Here is a 20,771-nt window from a genome sequence, read left to right as displayed (position 1 = left end):
AGTCTATGTTATATATATTTGTAAAGTTTATAAAAGTAGTTTAAATGTGTATCAGATTATTTTAATCTCGGGTATTTTGCCATACTCTTTAAGGTAAATTTCTCCTTCACCAGTAGACGGAATAATTCTAATTCCGTAAGGTCTTCTTTTAGTAAACTGGATTGCCATGGAATCTCTTAAGATCTTTTTGTATAATTCTATGTCTTTTTTCACCGCTATCATATCTAATCCAGCAACACAAACAGAAGTCAAAGCCATTAACTGAGATAGGGTTAAAGAACCTTCTCTGACTCTTTCCATCAAAACGTTATCTTCAGCTACGGGCAACATAAGTTCAGAAAAACCTATCGGAGCTATTTTTAGCCTCCAGACTAACTCGAATATCCTCCTATTTATATTCGCAACCGTGGACAGCTGTCCGAAAGAGAACATCTTCTCCCCGGAAAGATTTTCTATTAGTCTTCCAGTGCTCTCTTCCATCCATGGGGACAGAGAAGCATCTATACCTAGATACCTTATTCCTATTTCCTTGCTTATTTTTTTACTGTATTCGTCAGCAAATGCTAGAACTCTCTCCGCTCTGTTCTCCTCGAATTCTCTAACATAAATTAGCGAGGAAGATAAAGAGTCGTTTATCGTGTTAGCGCTACCAACTGGAAAGTAAGGCGTGGTTAGGAATTCCTCGTTTACGAGTATCGCTACTCTTGTTGCAATTTCGGGGTCTAACGAATATACTAATTGTGCAACGTCGTCAATATATTTACTGTCATTAAGTAACACGGAAGCATAGAACGATTTATCGGTAGATAAAAAGTCCGCGATACTTCTCAGTTCATCCTTAGCTCTTCTGTGTATGATTGAATAAATTATACCTTTTCCCGAAGGTATTTGATTTACTTTACGCTCTAAGTCCTTTAGCTCAGGGGGAAACGCTATTCTTTTCGTCCATACTACTTCGTCTTTTATGTTTTGAAGCTGATCTACATATTTAACTAACTTGTCCATATCTTCTGAAACGAAGAAAATAGTGAGGGCTCTTATCTTCATGTGTCCATCTATGCTTGACAAATATTTTAGTTTACTGGGAAAATGATCAATTAGAATGCCTAGGCTTACAATTTTACTGTCTAACAACAATTTAGACGCGCTATATCATGCTTTGACTCTAGCACTATCAGCTAGGGCTTTAAACTGGGAAGTTAAGGTCTTTGTGGTTTCTCAAGCAGTAGCTCTCTTTTTAAAGTCCTCCAAACCTAAGTTAGATATGCCCTTTTTTGCTAGGCTCTACGTAAAGTTTCAGATGCGAAGGCTTAAGATAACCGATGCTGAGAAAATGCTTGATGATGCTATAAAAGAGGGTGTGGAGTTTTACGTAGACGAAGCAGGTCTTAAGGTTATAGGGGCTAGTAAGGAAGACCTTAAAGATGGTGTAAAACTTTCAGGAAGTATTACGTTTTTAACCCAAGCAAGAGAATCCGAGGTGGTGTTGTCCCTATGATAATCGATAGTGAGGACGTTTGCCCAGTAGTTCTTGTAAACGTCTTAAGGGCTTTCAGAGAGGCTAAAGACGGTGAGGAAATAATAGTCAAAACTAAGTGGGAAGCTGCTGTGACGGAATTAGAGAAGTGGTGTAGAGAGACTAACAATCAGTATTTGGGATGGAGTAAAGAGGGTAGCAAATTCGTAATAAGGATGAAAGTTGTAAAGAGAGATAATAATGCTTAAATTTGATAGTAAAATTAAACATAATTGGCGGTCAATATTGTGTCAAAGGAGTTCCACGTATTCACAAACGCAATAGAACTAATGGAAGGGATGTGGCCTACTCCCCTTCTTAAGTTAAATATAGGAAATAACGTCTGGGCCAAACTCGAATTTTATAACCCATTAAGTCACAGCATAAAGGATAGGACTGCACTCTTTCTTTTCAAAGAAGCACTAAAAAGGAAAACAGAGCACCTTGTTGAAGCTACATCTGGCAATACCGGTATAGCGTTATCAGCGTTATCAGCTATTTACAACGTGAAGTTTACTGTATTCGTCCCTTCTACTGCACCTTCAGCCTTTCCAGTACTGATGAAGTTGCTGGGGTCAGAAGTAATCTCAGCAGGTTCTTCAACCAACGATTTGCTGCCTTTAGTGAAAAGACTTAGCTCCTTCGGAGGGTATACACATCTAGACCAGTTCAATAATGAAGTTAATGTGGTGGCTCACTACGAGACTACCGCTAAAGAAATTGAAGCACAGTGTACCAATGCCGGGATTAACTTGAGGAGAATTATAGCCACGGCTGGAACAGCAGGACATTTAGTCGGTATAGCCAAGTATTTTAAGGAAAAGAAAGGAGATGAAATAGAGATAATAGGAGTTAACCCAGCAGAAGGGGAAAGAATTCCGGGTATAAAGAGAGTTACACCTGATAATAAATTCCTGAAAATGACTAAAATAGACAAGCTAGTTGATGTCACTTTAAAAGAGGCTGTAGAGGGAGTTAAGGAGGTAGCTAGAAAGAGCGGTATTCTGATAGGTTTAAGTGCTGGAGCTACAGTTGCGGCTTTTAAGAAATTAGGGTTAATAGACGATACCGAGGCTACTGTTCTTATATTTCCTGATGATGCGTTTAAATACATTAATGAGCTCTCACAATATGTGTAATTAGTTTTTTAAGGAAATACCCCTAAAGTTTAATCCCGTGACAGAGATCATAATAATTTTAAACAAAAATGGAGATATATTGGATTTTTCTCCCAGAAATATAGATATAAGAGAAATTTCTAAGCTGAAACAAGAAGAGGTATATGACGACGGCGAATTAATAAGAATAAAAGCTATAGTTTAAGATATAATGCGACTGGAAGATTTCTTCAAAGACATTTATGTGCAGACGAAGATAGTTACGGTAGAAAATCAGAAACTAGTAATGAAGTGTTACAATTCATCCACGAGTTTCAAGTGGTATTTTATCTCACCATCATTCAGGAACTATCCTTATAGCTCAAACCCAGAAGAGAGAATGAACAGAGAGTTAAATTTCTTTACATATAGATGGAGGGAGATAATAACACCTAAAGTAATAGACTTCGATATGGAACAGACATGCGTTTACAGAGAGTTCTTAGAAGGAGAAGAAATTAGGAATTTAGATCATTTCGAAAAACTTGGAAAGGCTTTACGCCACATACACAATGAGGGTTTTGTTATGGGTGATACAAAGTTGGAAAATTTTATTACAGTTCAAGGAAAAATTGCGGTTATCGACGCTGAGCAAGCGATTATTTCCACGGATATTTCTCTTAGAAGTTGGGACTTGCTTGTCCTTTCTTTTTCCACAGCTTATACTTTTATAAAGGATCCTCTTACTTTCGGAAAAGCGATTGAGACTTTATTCTCTAATTACGAACTGCCTAAGGAACAAGCTGAAGAACTTCTAGGAATAAAAGCTATCGGACTTATAAGTTTGATGCCTTTCCTCCACTTCTCTACGTTCAGAAAAGTTGTTGAGAAATACTTATAGTCACTCCGTTTCTCTCATTCTTAGAGATCACTATTTCTTCGTCGTTTATTCGTGTTCCACATGCAGGACATCTGTAAAAATATCTTACTACTTTTTTGCCGTCGCTAGTACTTTCAGCTTCACCTATAAAATCCATCCTGATATTGCATTTTGGACAAAGAAGCTCTTTCATCCTGACTTATTAGGACAGAATTAGAATAAAAAAGTAATGAAGGACAGATACGGGAGGCCGATTGAGGACTTAAGGGTTACGCTTACACATGTATGTAATTTCTCATGCTTTTTCTGCCATATGGAAGGTGAGGGAAATGACGGTGGTGAGTTAACAGCTGAGGAGATATCCTTAGTTGCCAAAGTCGGGAAAGAATTCGGTATAAAAGCCGTGAAACTCACCGGAGGAGAACCTACTCTCAGGAGGGACATTGTAGAGATCATACGGAAATTAAAGGATGTAGGAATAGAAGAAGTTTCAATGACTACTAACGGATTTCTCTTAGAAAAGATCGCCAGAGAACTCAAAGAGGCTGGACTGGATAGAGTTAATATAAGTTTGCACTCGACTTCCTCGCAACTTTTCAAGGAAATAACTGGAGTTAATGGCTTCGAGAAAGTTGTGAAGGGTATAGAAGAATGTAACAAAGTAGGTTTAAAGCCAATAAAGTTGAACTTTGTCGTTACGAGGAAAAACATTAGTGAGGTTTTCAAAGTTATTGAACTCGCTGAGAATCTGGGAGTAGACGAGATACACTTGATTGAGCTACACCCAGTAGGGCTGGGTAAAGAGTCCTTTAATTACCATGTATCCCTTGACGAGATCGAGAAAACTCTTAAGGAAAAAGGAAAATTCCTAGGTACTAGGAATAAACATAACAGACCGAGATATCAATACGGCAAGATTAAAGTTGAAGTGGTCAGACCTTATGCTAATCCCTTCTTCTGTGCAGGATGTAACAGAATTAGATTAACAGTAGACGGTAAGCTAAAGACTTGTTTGTATAAGGAGGACAGAAGTGTAGACATAATAGATATATTGAGAGGTAATTATACAGAGGAGGAGAAAATATCCGCGCTGAGAGATGCTTATAGGTTAGCTATATCAATAAGAGAGCCTAATTTCCTATTCGGAGTGAACAAGTATGAGATTAAACAAGTTGGATAAGATTATGGAAGAAGAAGGAGTACAGTGTAGTGTTGTATTAAGTGGTGCCACAATCTTCTATCTTACCGGTTACGATTACATCACGACCGATATAGGAAATGCCGTAGCGTTAGTATATTGTGACGGGGTTCCCACTTTGATAGTACCAGTCCTCGAAAAGAACAGAGCTGAGGCTAAAGTAGGTGATAAGATAGAGGTACTACCTTACAGTTACTCGTTGATAGGAGAGAGGGTTTTTAAAGGAGGACTAATTGACGCTATTGCCGCTAAAATAAATCCACCTAAGAAAGTAGGAATAGATATGCAAAATTCTTCCAGTTCTTTTTACCTCTCTTTCAAGGAAAAGATTGGGGATTATATAGATATATCGAAAAAACTAGCTATGAAGAGAGCGATAAAGGAGGACGAGGAGTTAGAACTCATAAAGAAGGCAGGGAATATAACTACATCAGCAATGAGAATAGGTAGCGAAAAAATCCAGAACACAGGTATTACAGAGAGAGAAGTTGCAGGACTAATAGATATGACAATGAGGAATGAAGGAGCAGAAGATTATGCGTTTCCTTCCATAGTGGCTTTCGGTGAAAATTCAGCATTCCCTCATCACGTACCAAGTGATAAAACAATAAAGGAAAACGATAACGCGGTAGTTGATATAGGGGCTAGGTACCGTAACTATTGCTTTGATAGCACCAGAACATTCATTAAAGGGAATTCTGAGGAGGTTAAGAAGATCTACGAAATTGTGCTACAAGCACAATTGGAAGCTATAGACACAATTAGGGAGGGGGTAAAGGCTTCTGAAGTAGATCTAGCGGCGAGAAGGGTAATTGAGAAAGCGGGGTTCGGAAAGTATTTCATTCATTCTACGGGACACGGAGTCGGGATAGAAGTTCATGAATTCCCTGCTGTCTCCCCTACTTCTAACGACGTTTTGAAGGAGAATATGGTGATCACAGTAGAGCCGGGTATTTACTTGAAGGGGAAGTTCGGAGTGAGAATTGAAGACACTGTAATAGTTACTAAAAAGAAAGCAATAGTCTTAGAAACTGTTTATAAGTATTTGTAAATCGAACTTTTTATGGTGTAACAAATTTTTTTGAACCAAACTTTTTATTTTAACATACGCAATCAATCTATTGTTATGGAAGAAACACTCGACCAAGAGAAATTAGTTGAAGAAATTGCAAAAAGAGTTAGAGAAATAATAGAGTTACTAGGCGAAAACCCGGATAGAGAAGGACTTAGGGAAACGCCTATAAGAGTAGCTAAGGCGTTGCTGGAAATGACTTCCGGCATTAGGTCTCCGCAACCTAACATTAAAGTCTTTTCGTTAAAAGAAAACGGAAGAAGTAGCGAAGAGGATCAAATAGTATTGGTAAAGAACGTGTCTTTTTCTTCTTTATGCGAACATCATATGTTGCCTTTCATAGGTAAAATTCATGTAGCGTATATTGTAGGGCAGAGCAGAAAAGTTGCCGGATTCAGCAAAATTATAAGGATAGTTAATTATTACGCGGCGAGACTACAGATTCAGGAGAGATTAGTTGAGCAAGTTGCAGATGCGATTATGTCCAGTGATATAGAGCCTAAGGGAGTGATGGTTATAGGAGATGCAATACACATGTGTGCTTACGTTAGGGGGGTAAAAGATAAAGAAGCAACTCTAACATCGGTAGCCACTAGAGGAGTGTTTAAGAACAACGCTTCGTTAAGAAACTACGTATTCAGGCTATTAGAAACGTCAAAGAGATCAACTTTATTATAGGAAAAGACAATTTTTTATGTTGAATGAGTAACGATAATAAAATTACTACTTATAGCAATAATAGTTACTCATTAATTCTAGAGCTTATAAGAAAATATGGAGAGTTAAAACAATCTGATCTTGTTAATTTATCGGGTATTTCAAAAAGCAGGGTCTCGGAAATATTAACAGAACTTGAGAAAAAAGGAATAATAGAAAGAAAGAAGTTAGCTGGAAGAAACCTTATAGTCAGACTCTCCTCCAGAAAATTCCTAACATTAGGTATCATAAAGGCTGCTGAATACCCCTTCATCATTCCCTTTATAAAACTTTTAAAAGACAGAGGTTATAACGTAGATGTCAAAGTCTATAACAATGGATTGGAAGTGACTAAAGACCTTTCTACGGGAAAGCTCGATATGGCATTATCACCCGTAGTGACACAACTCCTATTTCAGAAAATTTTCAATAACTTCAAGATCATTGCAGGAGGTGCTAAGGGCGGAGGAGCTATATTGGGGGAGCCCTCTTGTAATTACATTGCGACGACATCGTTATCAAGCATGGAGTTCTGGTCTCTATTATATGATCCTGAAGCTTCTCTCATAGAGTTCTCTAGTCCTGAAGATATGATAAACGCTATGAGGAAGAAGGAAGTTAAAAAGTTGTCTATTTGGGAGCCTTACGTAACTATCCTTTCCAATGAAGGTTTCAGAATAATTCATACATTTGAACCACTTCATTGCTGCACGTTCGCCATTAGAAACGGATTAGACTCGGAATACTTTAAAGAGATATATGAGCAAGCTTTTGCCTCTTTCCTATCTCATAAGGACAGATGGATACAAGATTACTCTTCGATAGTTAACATTGACTATCAAGTACTAAAGAAATCTGCAGAAAATTACGTATTCGACTCTTATTTAGACTTAAATGAGATAAGAAGAAATATGAGAAAAAGTGGTATATTACTGCCTTAGACATCTAAGTAATAATATATTTCCATCGGGTGTGGATATTGTTGCATTACTTTTGCTTCTTCTCTCTTTAAATCTATGTAAGCACTGAGTAATGATGAATTAAATACAGGCTTTAGGAATTCACTATCACTCTCTAACTCATCTAATGCTTCATCTAATGATCTAGGTAGTTCTCTAATCTTCAACTGCTTCTTCTTTTCCTCGCTCATATGATATATGTTCTCGTCCACTGGATCACCTGGGTCAATCTTCTTCTTGATCCCATCTAAAGCAGCCATCAGCATCGCGGCGAATCCTAAGTAAGGATTAGAGGACGGATCTGGAGGTCTGTATTCGAGTCTCTTTGCCTTCTCCATTCCTTTATAGTAAGCTGGAATTCTAATTGCCGCGCTTCTGTTAGACTTGCTCCACACTAAGTATACTGGAGCTTCATAGCCCGGTATTAGTCTTCTATAACTATTAGTTGTAGGAGACACTATTGCTGATAACGCTCTTCCATGTTCTAACAATCCACCTACAATATACCTGCCTATCTGGCTTAATTCTGCATATTCGTCATTAGGATCATACATTAAATTCTTCTTTCCATCCTTAGTCCATAGGCTAAAGTGTGTGTGCATTCCGGTTCCGTTATCACCATAAATGGGTTTGGGCATGAATGTGGCTACCATGCCGTGCTTAGCAGCTACGTTCTTAACGACGTACTTTAGTGTTTGTACTTTGTCAGCTGTATCTACCATTATAGAGAATCTGAAATCTATTTCTCCTTGTCCCGCTGTAGCTACTTCGTGATGTGTCGCCTCAATATAGAATCCGTAGTAATCTACTAACGTGTTTATAGCTTCTAGTCTTATATCCATTACTTGATCTACCGGTGGAGCTGGGTAATATCCTTCTTTATACCTTATTACAAAACTTCCGTTTTTAGACCAAGGAGCTTCTCTAGCATATACTTTGTAACCTGTTCCACTCTGAGGTAACGCAGCATCAAGCTCTACTTTATCAAATATGAAGAATTCTAGCTCAGGACCAAAGAAGCTTACATATCCCTCATTCTCTTGGTGTTTCTCAGCGGTTTCAGCAATATTTCTCGGATCTCTTTCAAATCTTCCCTTACCCCCACCCCAATGAACTTCAGTAATAACTCTAGCTACACCAGGTGTCCACGGTATTAGAGCCATTGTAGAAGCAACCGGCCTCAAAACCATGTCACTTTCGTAAATTGTAGTAAAGCCTTTTATACTGCTTCCGTCTAGTTTACCGAATCCAGTCTTAAAGGACTCCTCAGTGAACTCTTCAGCAGGAATGGTTATATGCTGTAGTCTTCCAGGTAGATCTGTAAACTGAAGATCTACCCATTTTATATTATTCTTCTTTAAGAATTCAAGTGCTTCGGAGGGTGTTTTTGGTAGTTCTGGCATGTTAAGGACATATTCGATAAATCTATTAAAAAAGATATTGCGTCAATTTATTAAAACTTTTTAAAAGTTTATATATATTTGTCAATTATAAATTAGATGAATGTTAAAAATTAGCTCATCATTTTTAAAACACCGTTTTCCATTATATAGCTTCTTTCCGCGAAATCCGCATCAGAAAGATCTTGGGAAACAAAAACAATATTTATATTTCTCTCCCTCGCCAACTGAAAATATTCTTGTATAAAATCCCTTTTATTATTAATATTAGAAAATACCTCGTCCACCAATATATATCTTGGGTCTGATAAAATCGCAGTAACTAAGGAGAGTCTCTGTCTCATCCCGAGACTTAACTCCTTAGTTTTTTGCTTATATACGTGGTCATTGAAAGACAGTAAAAACTTAATTCTCTCGTCTTCTAGTGCCTGTTCTAACTTTTTCTTATCTTTTATACCCCAAAGTAAATGGTTTTTCACCCTAGTGTTGGGCAGAAAACTTTCAGGTGTAACTAGAACAATTTTCCTTTTCCACGGTGGATATTGAGTTATATCTTCTCCATCAACCTTCACATAACCGTTATCAGGTTCTAGAAACCCTGCAATTATTTTTAAAAAAGTAGATTTGCCGCTCCCGTTTTTTCCGAATATAGCTATGACCCTACTACCATCTTTTATCTCACTATCTAGAGTAAAATTTTGAAATTTTTTCCTTACCTTAGCTTCAAGCATTAGTATACTTCCTCACATACTCCTCTAACATCTCCTCCTCTACAGCACCGACTATTTGATCTACTAATTTACCTTTCACGAAAATCAGTGTAGTAGGTATATTCATGACTCCGTACTTATCCGCAGTCTTGGGGTTCTCGTCTACATTTAGCCTGCCGAAAACTGCCTTATCCTTGTATTTTTCAGCCATCTTCTTGAATATAGGCTCGTATATATGACAAGGAGCACACCAAGGTGCCCAGCAGTCGACAAAGACTACATTATTTTTAGCCAGCACGTCATCGATGTTTGAGTCCGTAATAGTGACTGTAACCTCTTGCGGATTGATAACGTTCTTAGCTCTTTCTTCTAGTCTCTTTGAAAGTTCTTTTACTAAATCTTCAATCTCACTCAAGGCTATCCACTATATCTATTCTTTTGAGTCTCTTATAAAATGCTACTTTAGTATTAACGTAATTAAGTAATTCGTTCTCAATGCCGGGTTTCTTTTCCTTTACTATGACTTTTCCTACCGGCTGTTGTCCAGCGTTTCCGGCATCTTCACCAACAACCCTAGCGTCTATCACCAAGGGGTGGGATTTCAAAATGAGCTCTAGATCCCTCGGGAATATAGGATAACCCTTATACTTGATCATCCTCTTCTTAACTCCCCTGAAGTAGAGTAGACCTTTTTCATCGGATGTCACTAAATCCCCGGTCTTTAACCAACCATCCACGAACACTTTTGCAGTCTCTTCAGGGTCTTTATACCCTAGCATTAGCCAAGGGGCTTTGACCCAAAGTTCTCCTACTTCGCCGGGTTTAGCGTCCTTACCGTCTTCTTTAACTATTTTAATGTCCACCTCAGGTAGAGGCTTTCCTATACTGATTACATCAGCGTACTCCTCAGGTTGGAATGTCAACACGAACCCTTCGGTAAACCCGTACTGTTGTACTATCTTCTTTCCGTACTTTTCCTTGAACTTATTGACGGTAGGAGGGAATAAGGGAGCAGCAGTGCTTACGCAGAGCTCAAGGCTACTTAAATCTGCTCTTTCTAGCTCGTTTAATGCATCATAAACCATAGGGACTGTTGATAAGTAGTTTATAGAGTATTTCTGAACTGCTTGCACAATCTCGTTGGCGTTAAACTTACGCATTATGTACAAACTACCCCCAGCTTCCAGAACTACGCCTAAGACACTATTGCCCAAAACATGAGCTAGGGGTACTGTTAAAACACCTCTGACCTCCTTAAGTTTCGAAGCCTTGTATAAGGATAATGCGTTAAGTTCCATCCTTTTAGCACTGTGTAAGACCTGCATCGTCCTACCCACTATCCCGGCATAATAGTAGACTAAACCTACTTCATCCTCCCTATATTCATAGGGCTGGTTAAATACCTCGTTTCTCTGAAGTGATTCTATGACCTTGTACCCTTCTAACGTCTTTTTCTCTCTTTCAATAATCTCCTTATCAGCTACAATTACGTCTGGGTTTGTATCCTCTAGTATAAACCTTAAGTCTTCGGCAGAAGTTAATGGATCTATAGCTACTACTTTAGCTCCAGCCCAAAACGCTGCTAAATATGTTAAGGTTGATTCCACTGAATTGAACATTAGATGGACTACCGTATCTCCCACGTGGAGTGAGGAAGCCCTTTTAGCTATCTCTTTTCCGGCTTGTTCATAGGTTAATTTATTATCCCCCTCGATCAGAAATGTTTTACTTGGTTTTTCTTTATACCATTTATAAACCAGCTGAGCTATGCTCATAACTGTCAGATAATAAGTGATCATGAATGATAAAAATTATTGGGTTATCCAGAATACATATAACTCTTCTGGATTTAGAGGGAAAGTATGGAAGAATAGACGGAGGAGTTGGAGTCGCTTTGAAACACCCAAAAATAGTAGTTAGGGACGGAAATTGTTACCAGAAAACAGATTTTACTTTACCGTATCCTATCCCTGGATATTGTATAGATGAGGATTACGAAGAGCATGTAGGTTTAGGACATACCACACAGTTCAGACTAGCTTTAGCTAAATTATCCGCTGAATACAACCTGAAGAACACTGATATTGTGGACCTTGCAAAAGCTGTTGGAAGAGGTGGTACATCTGGCATAGGAGTTTACGCATTTAAGTATGGCGGGTTCATCGTAGACGGGGGGCATTCGGTGAAGGTGAAAGAACAAGTTGCTCCATCCGACTTTTCTACCGCTCCTCCTCCTCCGCTTATTACGAGATTTGACTTTCCTTGGTACATTTACGTGAATATACCGAATAAAGGGAGGAAAATCTTCGGAAAGGAAGAACTTAATGCATTTAAGAGGGAAGTCAAGGGAATTGATGAACTGGTTAGGGTAGTGTTTATGAAGCTCGTTCCATCTGTAATCGAAAGGGACTTAAGCGAAGTTTTAGATAGTATCAAGCTTATTCAGAACTTAGGCTTTAAGAGAATAGAAGTGTCTTTACAAACTGATGAGGTAAGGGAATTAATGAAAAAGTTGGAGCTAAAAGGATTTCCCTCAGGAATTTCGTCCTTTGGACCTGCCGTATATACATTCGTGAACTCCAGATCAGAAGGAGGAGAATTAGTCTCTTATTTCGGAGGTTTCCTCACTGAACCAAATAACGAGGGGGCAAAAGTAGTTTGGTCGAAAGATTAGATTACGACGAATTTGTAATTGAAGAGCTAAGAAAGATTTACGGGACTAGACTGAACGAGCTGTTAAACTCTTTGTTGGTCCCTAATTCTAGACTTTACATAAGAGTGAATACACTAAAGATCTCATCAGAAGAACTAGAGAAAGAAATGCCTTTCTTGAAAAGAGATGAAGACTTTGAAGAGGCTATGTATGTTGAAGTAAAAGGACCCAATAAAATAGCAGAACACGATACAAAAGTGATCGTTGACAAGAGAACTGCGGAGAGTGTCATGACGGGGGCAAATGTATACAAACCGGGGATTAAAAGGATTATAGGGAGCGGGAAAGAAGTTACGGTTATAAGCGAAAACGGGATACCGGTAGCTGAGGGGATCCTAACCCAAGAGGGAATGGTAAAAGTCACGGTATCGTTATATTCGGCTCCTCAAATTTCCGAATATGAAGGACTGAGGAAAGGTTATTTTATACTACAAGGAAAGGCATCAATGCACGTGGCTCATCTATTAGATCCTCAGCCTGGCGAGATCATAGTAGACATGACTGCTCACCCGGGTGGTAAGTTAACTCACGTATATCAGCTACAGCCGAAGAGTAGGGTAATCGGGTTTGATCATACCGTAAAAAAGGTAGAGGATCTGAAGAGGAGACTGGAAATCCTCAATATGAGAGAAATAGAGGTATACAAAGCAGACTCCCGTTATCTTTACGAGGACTTCCATATACAGAACGTGGACAAGGTGTTAATAGACCCTCCATGTTCAGCTTTGGGTTTGAGACCTAAAATTTACGATAAGAAGACCAAGACCGACCTTCTGAATTTAAGTGCGTATCAGAGACAATTCCTTAACTCTGCGTATAAGATTCTGAAAAGGGGAGGAATACTCATATACTCCACGTGTACCATGACGGAAATTGAGAATGAAGAAATTATAAACGACTCCAAGTTTGAGGTAGAAGAGATCATAAGATTTCACCCGATAATCCATGACATGACTGGATTTTTTATAGCCAAATTAAGAAAGAGAGAATGAAATGCCTGTTGAAGAATATAATGGAGTGAAACCGAGAATCTCTTCCCGTTCTTATATCCATCCTACAGCTTACATAATAGGAGATGTAGAGATAGGCGATTTAACAAGTGTGTGGCATTACGTCGTTATTAGGGGGGATAATGACTCAATACGCATAGGTAGGGAGACCAATATTCAGGAGAACTCCTCTATTCACACAGATCCAGGTTTTAAGGTAGAGATCGGTAACAGAGTGAGTATAGGTCACAACGCAGTAATACACGGAGCTAAGATAGGTTCCAACGTTATAATAGGAATGGGCGCGATTCTGCTTAATGGCTCTAAGATAGGAGAGTATTCGATAGTTGGTGCTGGTTCGGTAGTTACACAAGGTACGGAAATTCCACCGTATAGTATTGCAGTTGGTGTACCGGCGAAAGTGATTAGGAAGGTAAGGGAAGACGAAATAAAGTTAATTAGTGATAATGCTGAAGAGTATTTAAGACATACAAGGAGGTTTTTAAAAATTGAATAGAGATGTAAAAGCTCTAAAGTGGTTTTTCGACACTCAGATATTAAGAGACCCCTTTAAACCTGGATACGCGACGTTCAAGGTTACGTCCCGCTGTAACCTTCACTGTACTTTTTGCTCACCGGCTTATTATTCAGGAGAGCTCGGGGAGGCCCCGACTGAAGTAGTTAAGAAGATAATAGACAACATGAAGGATTCATCAATTGTGGTATTGTCTTTCGAGGGAGGAGAACCTACTTTGAGACCAGATATTTTAGAGCTTCTTGAGTATGCACACGATGGTTCCTTTTATGTGATGTTAACCACTAACGGCTATAAGCTGAACGACGAGAATTTTTTGACTAAGTTAGCGAATAGAATAGACTTTCTACATTATTCTATTGATGAATATCATTGGAACGTAAAAGCTTTCGATACTCTGTGCAAGTTCAGGCAATACGGATTGAAGGTTAACGTCCAGACAGTTGTTACACGCTTTAATATAAATAAACTCGAGGAAAAGGTAAGAAAAGTACACGAGTGTAAGTATAAAATTGTCGTGTTACCAGCTATTGACTACCCAACATCTAAAGTTAAACTCGCTCCAGACCCGGAAGAGCTATACAAGATTTTGTCAGACCTTAAGAGGAAATATGGATCTACATTAAACAATTCTTGGGGCTTCATAAAAGCGCTAAAAGGTGAACAAGTGTCTAATAGAGTAACGAGCTATGCTATTACAGTATATCCGAATGGGGACTTACCGTATCCTGATGATATTAACGGAAAAGTAGTAGGAAATTTAGCAAAAGAAAAACTTAATGACATATTGAAAAAGCCTATTGTCAAAGATTTACAACAATACATGCTTGCAAATCAAGCTAAATTCGAGTATTTACATTTACAAACATCAACTTTTAACAGCTTTAGAGACTTGTTAAGTTATGCCGCTGAGATGGCTAAGTGGAGGTTCTTAGGGAGGAGCTAGTTAACCTAAAATCTTTTTGTAGATTTGCTCAACGTCTTCGTTGACTAAATGAGTGTATATTTGAGTCGTTCTAATGTCCTTATGCCCAAGTAATCTCTGTACTATCGGTAGTTGAACTCCTTTCCTTATTGCGTTAGTGGCAAAAGTATGCCTCAACACGTGCGGTCTAAGGTCTATACCTAGTTTTTTACCTATTCTTTTTAACTTGCGATACAACGCGTGGTATGTAATTTTAAATAGTTTATCTTCCGGCTTCAAGTTATTCCTCTGGAGATAAGCAGATAGGAGCTTGGCAGTCTTCTCCGTAAAGAAGACAACTCTAGCCTCTCCGTTCTTAGTGTTCCTCACTATTATACTTCTGTTATTGAGGTTTACATCGGACACCGTCACTGATAGTAACTCCTTTGCACGTAACCCAGTATCGAGTAGTAAGGAGACTATGAGCTTATCACGAGTCTTCCTGAGGCTATTCATAAGAGCATTCACTTGTTCCTCGGTAAGAGCCATTACTTCACGCCTCCTAGCCCTTGGTATCGTAGGTCTGATATCTTTTCCGAGCCATTTTAAGAACCTAATAACAGCGATCGTATAGAGTCTTGCCGTAACAGTTTTCTTCCTTCTTTTGTCGATTGCGTCGTTACTCTTATCCCTTGTGTCCCGTCTTAATATGTTCATTATCCAATTATTAACGTCGGAAACCGTCACTTCTCTCGGGTCCTTCCTTACATAATCTAGGAAGTCCTTTATAGCTATAGAGTAGATCCTAATGGTATTTTCAGTGGCACCGGATATTGTCAAAGCGTTAATGAAGTCGTTAAACGGGTCTTGTGTATAAGGATCAGCAATGCCAAGCTGAAGCTTCATCAAAGAACTTCTTCTATGCATAAGCTTTTTAAAAAATAGGGTAAAAAGCTCAGTAATATCAAATATTGGATTTTCTTACCTCTCAACTATTTTTCTCACATTCTTATCGAAGGGCGGGTATATCACACCTTTTTCAGTAATTATAGCTGTAATGTACTTGGGAGGCGTAACGTCAAATACTGGATTAAAGACCTTAACGTTCTCAGGAGCTATGGGTACGCCCCTTACCGTCCTAACCTCATTAGGGTCTCTTTCTTCGATCTTCACATCGTTCACAGAACTTTTAAGGTCAAAGGTAGATACTGGCGCGAGAACATAAAACGGAATGCCCATCTCGTGAGCGATGACGGCTTCTTTAAATGTGCCTATCTTATTGTAAACGTGACCGTCTGCAAGTATTCTATCCGCTCCAACCATTACGCTGTTAACCATCTTTTTAAACATGACTAAACCCACTGCGGTATCTGTGATCAACGTAACGGGTATTCCCTCCTCCATTAATTCATAAACTGTGAGTCTACTTCCTTGTAACCAAGGTCTCGTCTCGGGAGCTATGACAGACACATCCATCCCTAGCAAATGTGCTATTTTCATGGGAGCTAGGGCTGTACCCAAACCGGTTCCAGTAGCTAATCCACCAGCGTTGCACTGTGTTAGAACAGTATCCCCTGAGTTAAGTTTTTCTAGACCGTATAAACCCATTTGAATTTCAGCTTCAAGTTCGTCGTCGAAGACTTTGTTAGCGTCCTTCTTGAGCAACTCTATGAGTTCTTTAATGTCCTTAGCTTCACCTGACTCTACATATTGCTTAGCTCTATTGAGCATGTGAGAAGTAGCCCAAGAGAGGTTTACTGCTGTGGGTCTAGCCTTATCCATGACTTGTTTAGCGTTGTGAAGCAGTTTTAAGGCATCGTCAATATTACTGGCTTTCAGCACTGATAATACCATTCCGTATGAGGCAGTTATACCTATAGCTGGGGCGCCCCTAACTTTCATTAGCCTTATTGCGTCAGCCACCTCCTCTGGAGTTCTGAGTTCAACAAAGATCTTCTCAAAAGGTAAGAGGGATTGGTCAAGAACTGTTAACTTATTCTGATTGTTATCCCATATTATGGGCTTTAGCTTAGGCTTGAACATTTCTTTAATTTCTTTTACTGAAACCATTGTGTAGTTAATTAAAACCGAAAATTAAAAGTTAGAAGCTTAATACCAGAAGCCGCACAAACCCTTTAACTTAGAAAAGATTACGTCTGTGACCCTGACTATAAAGGGTTCTTCCCCTTTAACTATTTTGTATAAGCCTTGCTTATCACCACTGTCAGCAATAGGAACCACCATTATACCACGCTTTTTCAGTTGAGAGTACAAAACGTAGGGAAAAGTCGGAGCCGCAGCCCATACGACTATCTTATCGTATGGCTGTGCTTTCTCGTGTCCTAGACTTCCGTCCCCAAAAATAAGGTTGACGGGGCATTCGGTAAGGTTCTTCCTTGCTAGAGAATAAGCCTCTGAGTCGAATTCTATTGAATATACGTTTTCGCATCCTACAATTTCCGCGATTAAAGCAGTATAATATCCACTCCCAGTACCTATCTCAAGGACTTTTTCTCCTTTCCTTAATTCCATTAAGTCTAACATTAGTATGCCCAATGACAATGCTGTAGTATTGTAACTCCTAGTTATCGGAATAGCTTTATCAACATAGTCCTTAGAATAAGCTAGGTGTCTATAAGGATCTGGGAGAAATTTCTCCCTATCGATTTTCCTCAGTGCATCTAAGAGCTCCTTTGAACTTATCGACTTTGATAAATAACTTATAACTTCCTCTTTTTCACTCACTTTAAGATCTTAAGTAGATTTTCTTTAAGCTCATTTATATTATTATCAGCGTGGAACATAATTGGAATATCCTCCTTGAGGGCTGCTTTGAAACTTATGAGGAGCCATTGACCTATGTCGAAATTAAGGGTTCTGTCTACAAGCGAGTCCGAAATACCGAAAGTCTCAGATATCAACTGCCTATCGTATGGTCTGGGTAACGTACTCACAAAGTAGGTGTGAATTTGCTGAAGGACGTTAGTGTTCAAGTAAGCTAATCTCTGAGTGCTTATCAGTGCGTGGAGGTGATATTTTCTTCCATGTCTCAAAAGTTTCTCCACAGCTATAGAGGAATATTCTGAATAATCCTTTTGCCTTGACTCAAAAGGTATGAACTCTTGTGCCTCATCCAAAACGAAAAGAACGACAGGCATAGACGAATACGACCTTTTCCTCCTCATAAAGACTTGGTCTATAAGCAAGGAAACTACCAGCCTTGCGTCATCCATGTTAGGAGTTTCAACTATAAATAGCCTTGGAGATGCTGGATCTTGATCTAATAACTCAATGGCTAAGTTTTCGACATCATACTCCTCGCTTTCTATCGGCTTAAGCTCGATATATTGCTTTATTGCAGAAATAAACGAAAATATTGTAGCGTTCTCCCTAACTCCAGCCTCTCTAGCCTTCATCTCAACTTCGTTAAGTGAGGGTAGTACAGCCTCATCAACTACATCGTCCTTACTTAACTTGTTTTCCCTCATTAATCTATCAAGTTCGTGAAGTAACATCATGAAAAACGGCTTCTGTGCAGTTGCTACATACTTGTCTTCGGTCTGGCTTCTAACCATATCAATTAGCATGCCGTATGTAAGGAAACTAATTCCTTGAGGAGACATGTAAAGCCTTCTTAGTTTACCTTGGTTATAGAGAGTCTCAAAGGCTTTTCTGATAAGATCTCGCTCTTCGTTAAGTTCTTCGGGAATAACGTGGGTCCTAAGGAGCCTCCTACCCGCATCTATTTGGTTGTCGGGTAGCCTATCCAGTGTCACCAGCCTGGACTCGTAAGTTAGGAGCTGATCGAGAAGAAGAATCCCGTACTCCATTGAAACGTCTATTACTATGACTTTCAGATCTTTCATCTTTTCTAAGGATTTTCTTATTAACAATGAGGTAAGGTTTGATTTACCAGAGCCCGTATATGCGAAAATACCTATATGATACTTTATAGCCTTCTCGATGTTTAGCCTTAGGTCGATGTTCTCGTTAACTACTTTACCGATTTTAACCCCGTTTTCGTAGAAAACGAATTTCTCGAAAGTCTCGTCCGTAAAGAGCTTGACTTTAGAACCAGGTAACGGTGGTATATATCCGCGTTTAAACTCCACTCCACCGTTGACTCTCATAACGTAGCCTACGGGTGAAGCATATACTTCTATCCACGACTCCTTACTCTCCCATTTCTCCTCAACCCTCTTCATTATCTCCTCTCTAAGTTCAGGAGGAACGCTCCCGTCGAGGTTGACCATACCGTAATGTTGAGGGAAATAGTCCGTTACCTCCAGAAGCAAGTAATACTCCTTCCTTATCGTCTCAACAGCTAAAAGTTTACCTGCATCTATCGGAGTATCTCTAGAAAATGGCATCTCTATTACGAAGACTCTGAAAGTTATAGTCCCCCTACCGTCAGCAGTAGGTCTGGTAAACATTCTTATTTCTCTTAGCCTTCCCTCAATATTCGAAAAGATAATGTTAACCTACACCCCCCTCCTATTTTTTTCTATCAAACTCCTGAAAGACCTATAAGTTGAGTTTCTGGTAACAAAGTTTAATATCCTACTCTCTTTGTCGCGGTAATACTTAGCAACCTTGTCAGCAAGGAAGAGGGGATAATTATATCCTAAAGCCTCTGGTATCGGTTCTCTTCCTAGAATATAGAGGATGGCGAGAATTTCTTCCCACGGTAAGTTACTCGAAGTCTCTACGAGGAATATCCATGAGAAATTAAAGAGCTTAAAATAAGCCCCTCTAATCTTTCCTTCGTTATATACCTCGACTAACCACGGTTCGCTTTTCTCGATATCGAGGTCAACTACTTGAGGGTCTTTAACTATTGCAATTATATTTACGGGAAGATTAAATTTATCGTAACTCAGCTTTCTGTCCATAAAGACTAAGTCTACATCCTTTTCGCTGTTTAACGCTTCTTCGTATTCCATTTCCCTCATTATCTCTTCCGTGTTACAGTTCTCACACAATTTCTCCTTGTAACTTAATTCGTCTATCGTGAAAGAAGAGTTGAGTATCTTCCCTTTTACTATGCCTAGAGTTATGTAGGCAAAACTTCCCTCTCTCGTTTTTACCTCGTGAAAACTTCCATCTATAGCTTTAAATGTGAACTGTTTATTTTTTATTACTTCTGATAATGTGATAATCGTGGTTAAAACACCTTTATCCTTGATTACGGATGAGCTCACTCCTACTATTAGAATGTTACTAGCTAAAAAACTTAGAGAATACGGAATGAGTCAAAGTAAAATATCTGCCCTTTTAGGTGTTACTCAACCTGCCGTGAAACAATACTTGGATGAGGACGAACAAAAGGGGTATGAAAAATTAACCGAAATGGGTCTCTCTAAAGATGACATAGACTCATTACTCTCAACATTAGTCGACTTATTAAGTAATAATGACGTAAAGGGGGCTATCTACTACCTCACAGACTTCGGTTTGAAGGAGTTGAGCGAACTTAAGTTCTGTAAATATCATAAAGAAAAGGACAAATATGTTCCGCCCGATTGTGAAATCTGTAGGAACTTATATAGAACTAAAGAAGAAAACGAGATGGAGGTAGCCCTTTCAATGATCCAAAATCCCTTGATCACCCCCCTCATTCCAGAGGTACTAAGTAATTTAGCCTACGCAAGGCAGAATGCAAAAAACGAAAACGATGTAATCGCTGTAGCTGGGAGGATAACCAAAGTCATGGGTTTACCAACTCCCGCCTCAAAGCCCATTTGGGGAGCAAGTAAACATTTGTCTAAGATCCTTCTAAACGTTATGAGTAAGAACAGTGAAATAAGGTCTGTGATGAATATAAAATATGACGAAGGTGTAGGAAAAGCGTTAAGAAAACTCGGATTTAAAGTAGCATATATAGGACCCAGAGATTGCTACATAAGTGACGACGAGATAATAAATGACATTCTCAAGGTATACAGTCCTGATCTCGATTGTGTTGTGCACCTTGGCGGTAAAGGGATTGAGGCTAACACTTACGTTTTCGGTAGAGACCCCATCGAGGTTGTGAAAAAAATTATAGAGATTGGGAGGGCTTATAAAGAGATATCTGAAAATTAATTAAGCCTTAGTAATACT

The 20,771-nt window shown here is 39.0% G+C and carries 25 protein-coding genes; 14 read left to right on the top strand and 11 right to left on the bottom strand.

The window, feature by feature from the left end; translation table 11 throughout:
* Nucleotides 1-51 precede the first annotated feature (51 nt).
* Nucleotides 52-1,047, bottom strand: coding sequence for a DUF711 family protein (locus tag WIW89_RS07155; RefSeq protein ID WP_337720258.1), 996 nt, complete (start codon nt 1,045-1,047; stop codon nt 52-54).
* A 55-nt stretch (nt 1,048-1,102) separates the two neighbouring features.
* On the opposite strand from WIW89_RS07155, the gene WIW89_RS07150 reads away from it, so the two are divergent.
* From WIW89_RS07150 to WIW89_RS07130, 5 genes are read left to right on the top strand one after another with little or no spacing between them, the layout of a single operon-like run.
* Nucleotides 1,103-1,498: a DsrE/DsrF/DrsH-like family protein gene (locus tag WIW89_RS07150; protein ID WP_337699338.1), complete on the top strand. Its 396-nt coding sequence runs from the start codon at nt 1,103-1,105 to the stop codon at nt 1,496-1,498.
* Nucleotides 1,495-1,725, top strand: a complete 231-nt coding sequence (locus tag WIW89_RS07145) for a sulfurtransferase TusA family protein (RefSeq protein ID WP_156005391.1) — start codon at nt 1,495-1,497, stop codon at nt 1,723-1,725. The genes WIW89_RS07150 and WIW89_RS07145 overlap by 4 nt, the downstream gene beginning before the upstream one ends.
* A 39-nt stretch (nt 1,726-1,764) precedes the next feature.
* Complete coding sequence (locus WIW89_RS07140) at nt 1,765-2,655, top strand: cysteine synthase family protein (protein ID WP_337720280.1); 891 nt, start codon at nt 1,765-1,767, stop codon at nt 2,653-2,655.
* A gap of 37 nt (nt 2,656-2,692) precedes the next feature.
* Entirely contained in the window at nt 2,693-2,839 is a 147-nt protein-coding gene (locus tag WIW89_RS07135; RefSeq protein WP_337699341.1) for a hypothetical protein, read from the top strand.
* 6 nt (nt 2,840-2,845) lie between these two features.
* Nucleotides 2,846-3,514 (top strand): hypothetical protein, encoded by a 669-nt coding sequence (locus WIW89_RS07130; protein ID WP_337708768.1) that lies wholly within the window; start codon nt 2,846-2,848, stop codon nt 3,512-3,514.
* Here the strand turns inward: WIW89_RS07130 and WIW89_RS07125 are convergent.
* Nucleotides 3,486-3,686, bottom strand: coding sequence for a hypothetical protein (locus tag WIW89_RS07125; protein ID WP_337699346.1), 201 nt, complete (start codon nt 3,684-3,686; stop codon nt 3,486-3,488). The two genes, WIW89_RS07130 and WIW89_RS07125, sit on opposite strands and share 29 nt — an antisense overlap.
* Nucleotides 3,687-3,722: 36 nt before the next feature.
* Here WIW89_RS07125 and moaA point away from each other — a divergent pair, with 36 nt between their 5' ends.
* The 4 genes from moaA (at nt 3,723) to WIW89_RS07105 (ending at nt 7,400) form a co-directional block, all read left to right on the top strand.
* Nucleotides 3,723-4,673, top strand: coding sequence for a GTP 3',8-cyclase MoaA (gene moaA / locus WIW89_RS07120; protein ID WP_337720257.1), 951 nt, complete (start codon nt 3,723-3,725; stop codon nt 4,671-4,673).
* A complete protein-coding gene (locus WIW89_RS07115) occupies nt 4,651-5,742 on the top strand; it encodes a M24 family metallopeptidase (protein ID WP_337720256.1) in 1,092 nt (363 codons plus the stop codon). Before moaA ends, WIW89_RS07115 begins: the two co-directional genes overlap by 23 nt.
* Nucleotides 5,743-5,817: 75 nt before the next feature.
* Nucleotides 5,818-6,441 (top strand): GTP cyclohydrolase I, encoded by a 624-nt coding sequence (gene folE / locus WIW89_RS07110; RefSeq protein WP_337720255.1) that lies wholly within the window; start codon nt 5,818-5,820, stop codon nt 6,439-6,441.
* Nucleotides 6,442-6,464: 23 nt separating this feature from the next.
* Entirely contained in the window at nt 6,465-7,400 is a 936-nt protein-coding gene (locus tag WIW89_RS07105) for a DUF7343 domain-containing protein (protein ID WP_337720254.1), read from the top strand.
* Here the strand turns inward: WIW89_RS07105 and glnA are convergent.
* The 4 genes from glnA to WIW89_RS07085 form a co-directional block, all read right to left on the bottom strand.
* Entirely contained in the window at nt 7,397-8,821 is a 1,425-nt protein-coding gene (gene glnA / locus WIW89_RS07100) for a type I glutamate--ammonia ligase (protein ID WP_337720253.1), read from the bottom strand. The two genes, WIW89_RS07105 and glnA, sit on opposite strands and share 4 nt — an antisense overlap.
* A 110-nt stretch (nt 8,822-8,931) precedes the next feature.
* Nucleotides 8,932-9,549, bottom strand: coding sequence for an ATP-binding cassette domain-containing protein (locus WIW89_RS07095; protein WP_337720252.1), 618 nt, complete (start codon nt 9,547-9,549; stop codon nt 8,932-8,934).
* Entirely contained in the window at nt 9,542-9,943 is a 402-nt protein-coding gene (gene trxA, locus WIW89_RS07090; protein WP_337708777.1) for a thioredoxin, read from the bottom strand. The genes WIW89_RS07095 and trxA overlap by 8 nt, the downstream gene beginning before the upstream one ends.
* Entirely contained in the window at nt 9,936-11,303 is a 1,368-nt protein-coding gene (locus tag WIW89_RS07085; RefSeq protein WP_337720251.1) for a class I adenylate-forming enzyme family protein, read from the bottom strand. The genes trxA and WIW89_RS07085 overlap by 8 nt, the downstream gene beginning before the upstream one ends.
* 26 nt (nt 11,304-11,329) lie before the next feature.
* Here WIW89_RS07085 and WIW89_RS07080 point away from each other — a divergent pair, with 26 nt between their 5' ends.
* From WIW89_RS07080 to WIW89_RS07065, 4 genes are read left to right on the top strand one after another with little or no spacing between them, the layout of a single operon-like run.
* Nucleotides 11,330-12,202, top strand: coding sequence for a beta-ribofuranosylaminobenzene 5'-phosphate synthase family protein (locus WIW89_RS07080; RefSeq protein WP_337708781.1), 873 nt, complete (start codon nt 11,330-11,332; stop codon nt 12,200-12,202).
* Nucleotides 12,187-13,233, top strand: coding sequence for a methyltransferase domain-containing protein (locus WIW89_RS07075; protein WP_337720250.1), 1,047 nt, complete (start codon nt 12,187-12,189; stop codon nt 13,231-13,233). Before WIW89_RS07080 ends, WIW89_RS07075 begins: the two co-directional genes overlap by 16 nt.
* 1 nt (nt 13,234) lies before the next feature.
* A complete protein-coding gene (locus tag WIW89_RS07070) occupies nt 13,235-13,747 on the top strand; it encodes a gamma carbonic anhydrase family protein (RefSeq protein WP_337720249.1) in 513 nt (170 codons plus the stop codon).
* Nucleotides 13,740-14,711 carry a radical SAM/SPASM domain-containing protein gene (locus WIW89_RS07065; protein ID WP_337720248.1) on the top strand — a complete coding sequence of 324 codons (972 nt, stop codon included), beginning with the start codon at nt 13,740-13,742 and terminating at the stop codon, nt 14,709-14,711. Before WIW89_RS07070 ends, WIW89_RS07065 begins: the two co-directional genes overlap by 8 nt.
* Here WIW89_RS07065 and xerA read toward each other — a convergent pair whose 3' ends face one another.
* From xerA to WIW89_RS07040, 5 genes are all read right to left on the bottom strand, one after another.
* Nucleotides 14,712-15,575 (bottom strand): site-specific tyrosine recombinase/integron integrase, encoded by an 864-nt coding sequence (gene xerA / locus WIW89_RS07060; RefSeq protein WP_337699368.1) that lies wholly within the window; start codon nt 15,573-15,575, stop codon nt 14,712-14,714.
* A 75-nt stretch (nt 15,576-15,650) separates the two neighbouring features.
* Complete coding sequence (locus WIW89_RS07055; protein ID WP_337720247.1) at nt 15,651-16,739, bottom strand: S-methyl-5-thioribose-1-phosphate isomerase; 1,089 nt, start codon at nt 16,737-16,739, stop codon at nt 15,651-15,653.
* Nucleotides 16,740-16,778: 39 nt separating this feature from the next.
* Nucleotides 16,779-17,414 (bottom strand): protein-L-isoaspartate O-methyltransferase family protein, encoded by a 636-nt coding sequence (locus tag WIW89_RS07050; protein ID WP_337720246.1) that lies wholly within the window; start codon nt 17,412-17,414, stop codon nt 16,779-16,781.
* On the bottom strand, nt 17,411-19,102 hold the full coding sequence (locus WIW89_RS07045) for an ATP-binding protein (RefSeq protein WP_337720245.1): 1,692 nt from the start codon (nt 19,100-19,102) through the stop codon (nt 17,411-17,413). The genes WIW89_RS07050 and WIW89_RS07045 overlap by 4 nt, the downstream gene beginning before the upstream one ends.
* Before the next feature lie 48 nt (nt 19,103-19,150).
* Nucleotides 19,151-19,870, bottom strand: a complete 720-nt coding sequence (locus WIW89_RS07040; protein ID WP_337699376.1) for a DNA double-strand break repair nuclease NurA — start codon at nt 19,868-19,870, stop codon at nt 19,151-19,153.
* Here WIW89_RS07040 and WIW89_RS07035 point away from each other — a divergent pair.
* A complete protein-coding gene (locus WIW89_RS07035; protein ID WP_337720244.1) occupies nt 19,830-20,753 on the top strand; it encodes a thiamine-phosphate synthase family protein in 924 nt (307 codons plus the stop codon). The genes WIW89_RS07040 and WIW89_RS07035 overlap by 41 nt on opposite strands.
* Nucleotides 20,754-20,771: the final 18 nt, after the last annotated feature.

This window comes from Stygiolobus sp. CP850M (assembly GCF_037389425.1).
GTDB lineage: Archaea > Thermoproteota > Thermoprotei_A > Sulfolobales > Sulfolobaceae > Stygiolobus.
This window is presented reverse-complemented; position numbering and strand designations above follow the sequence as displayed.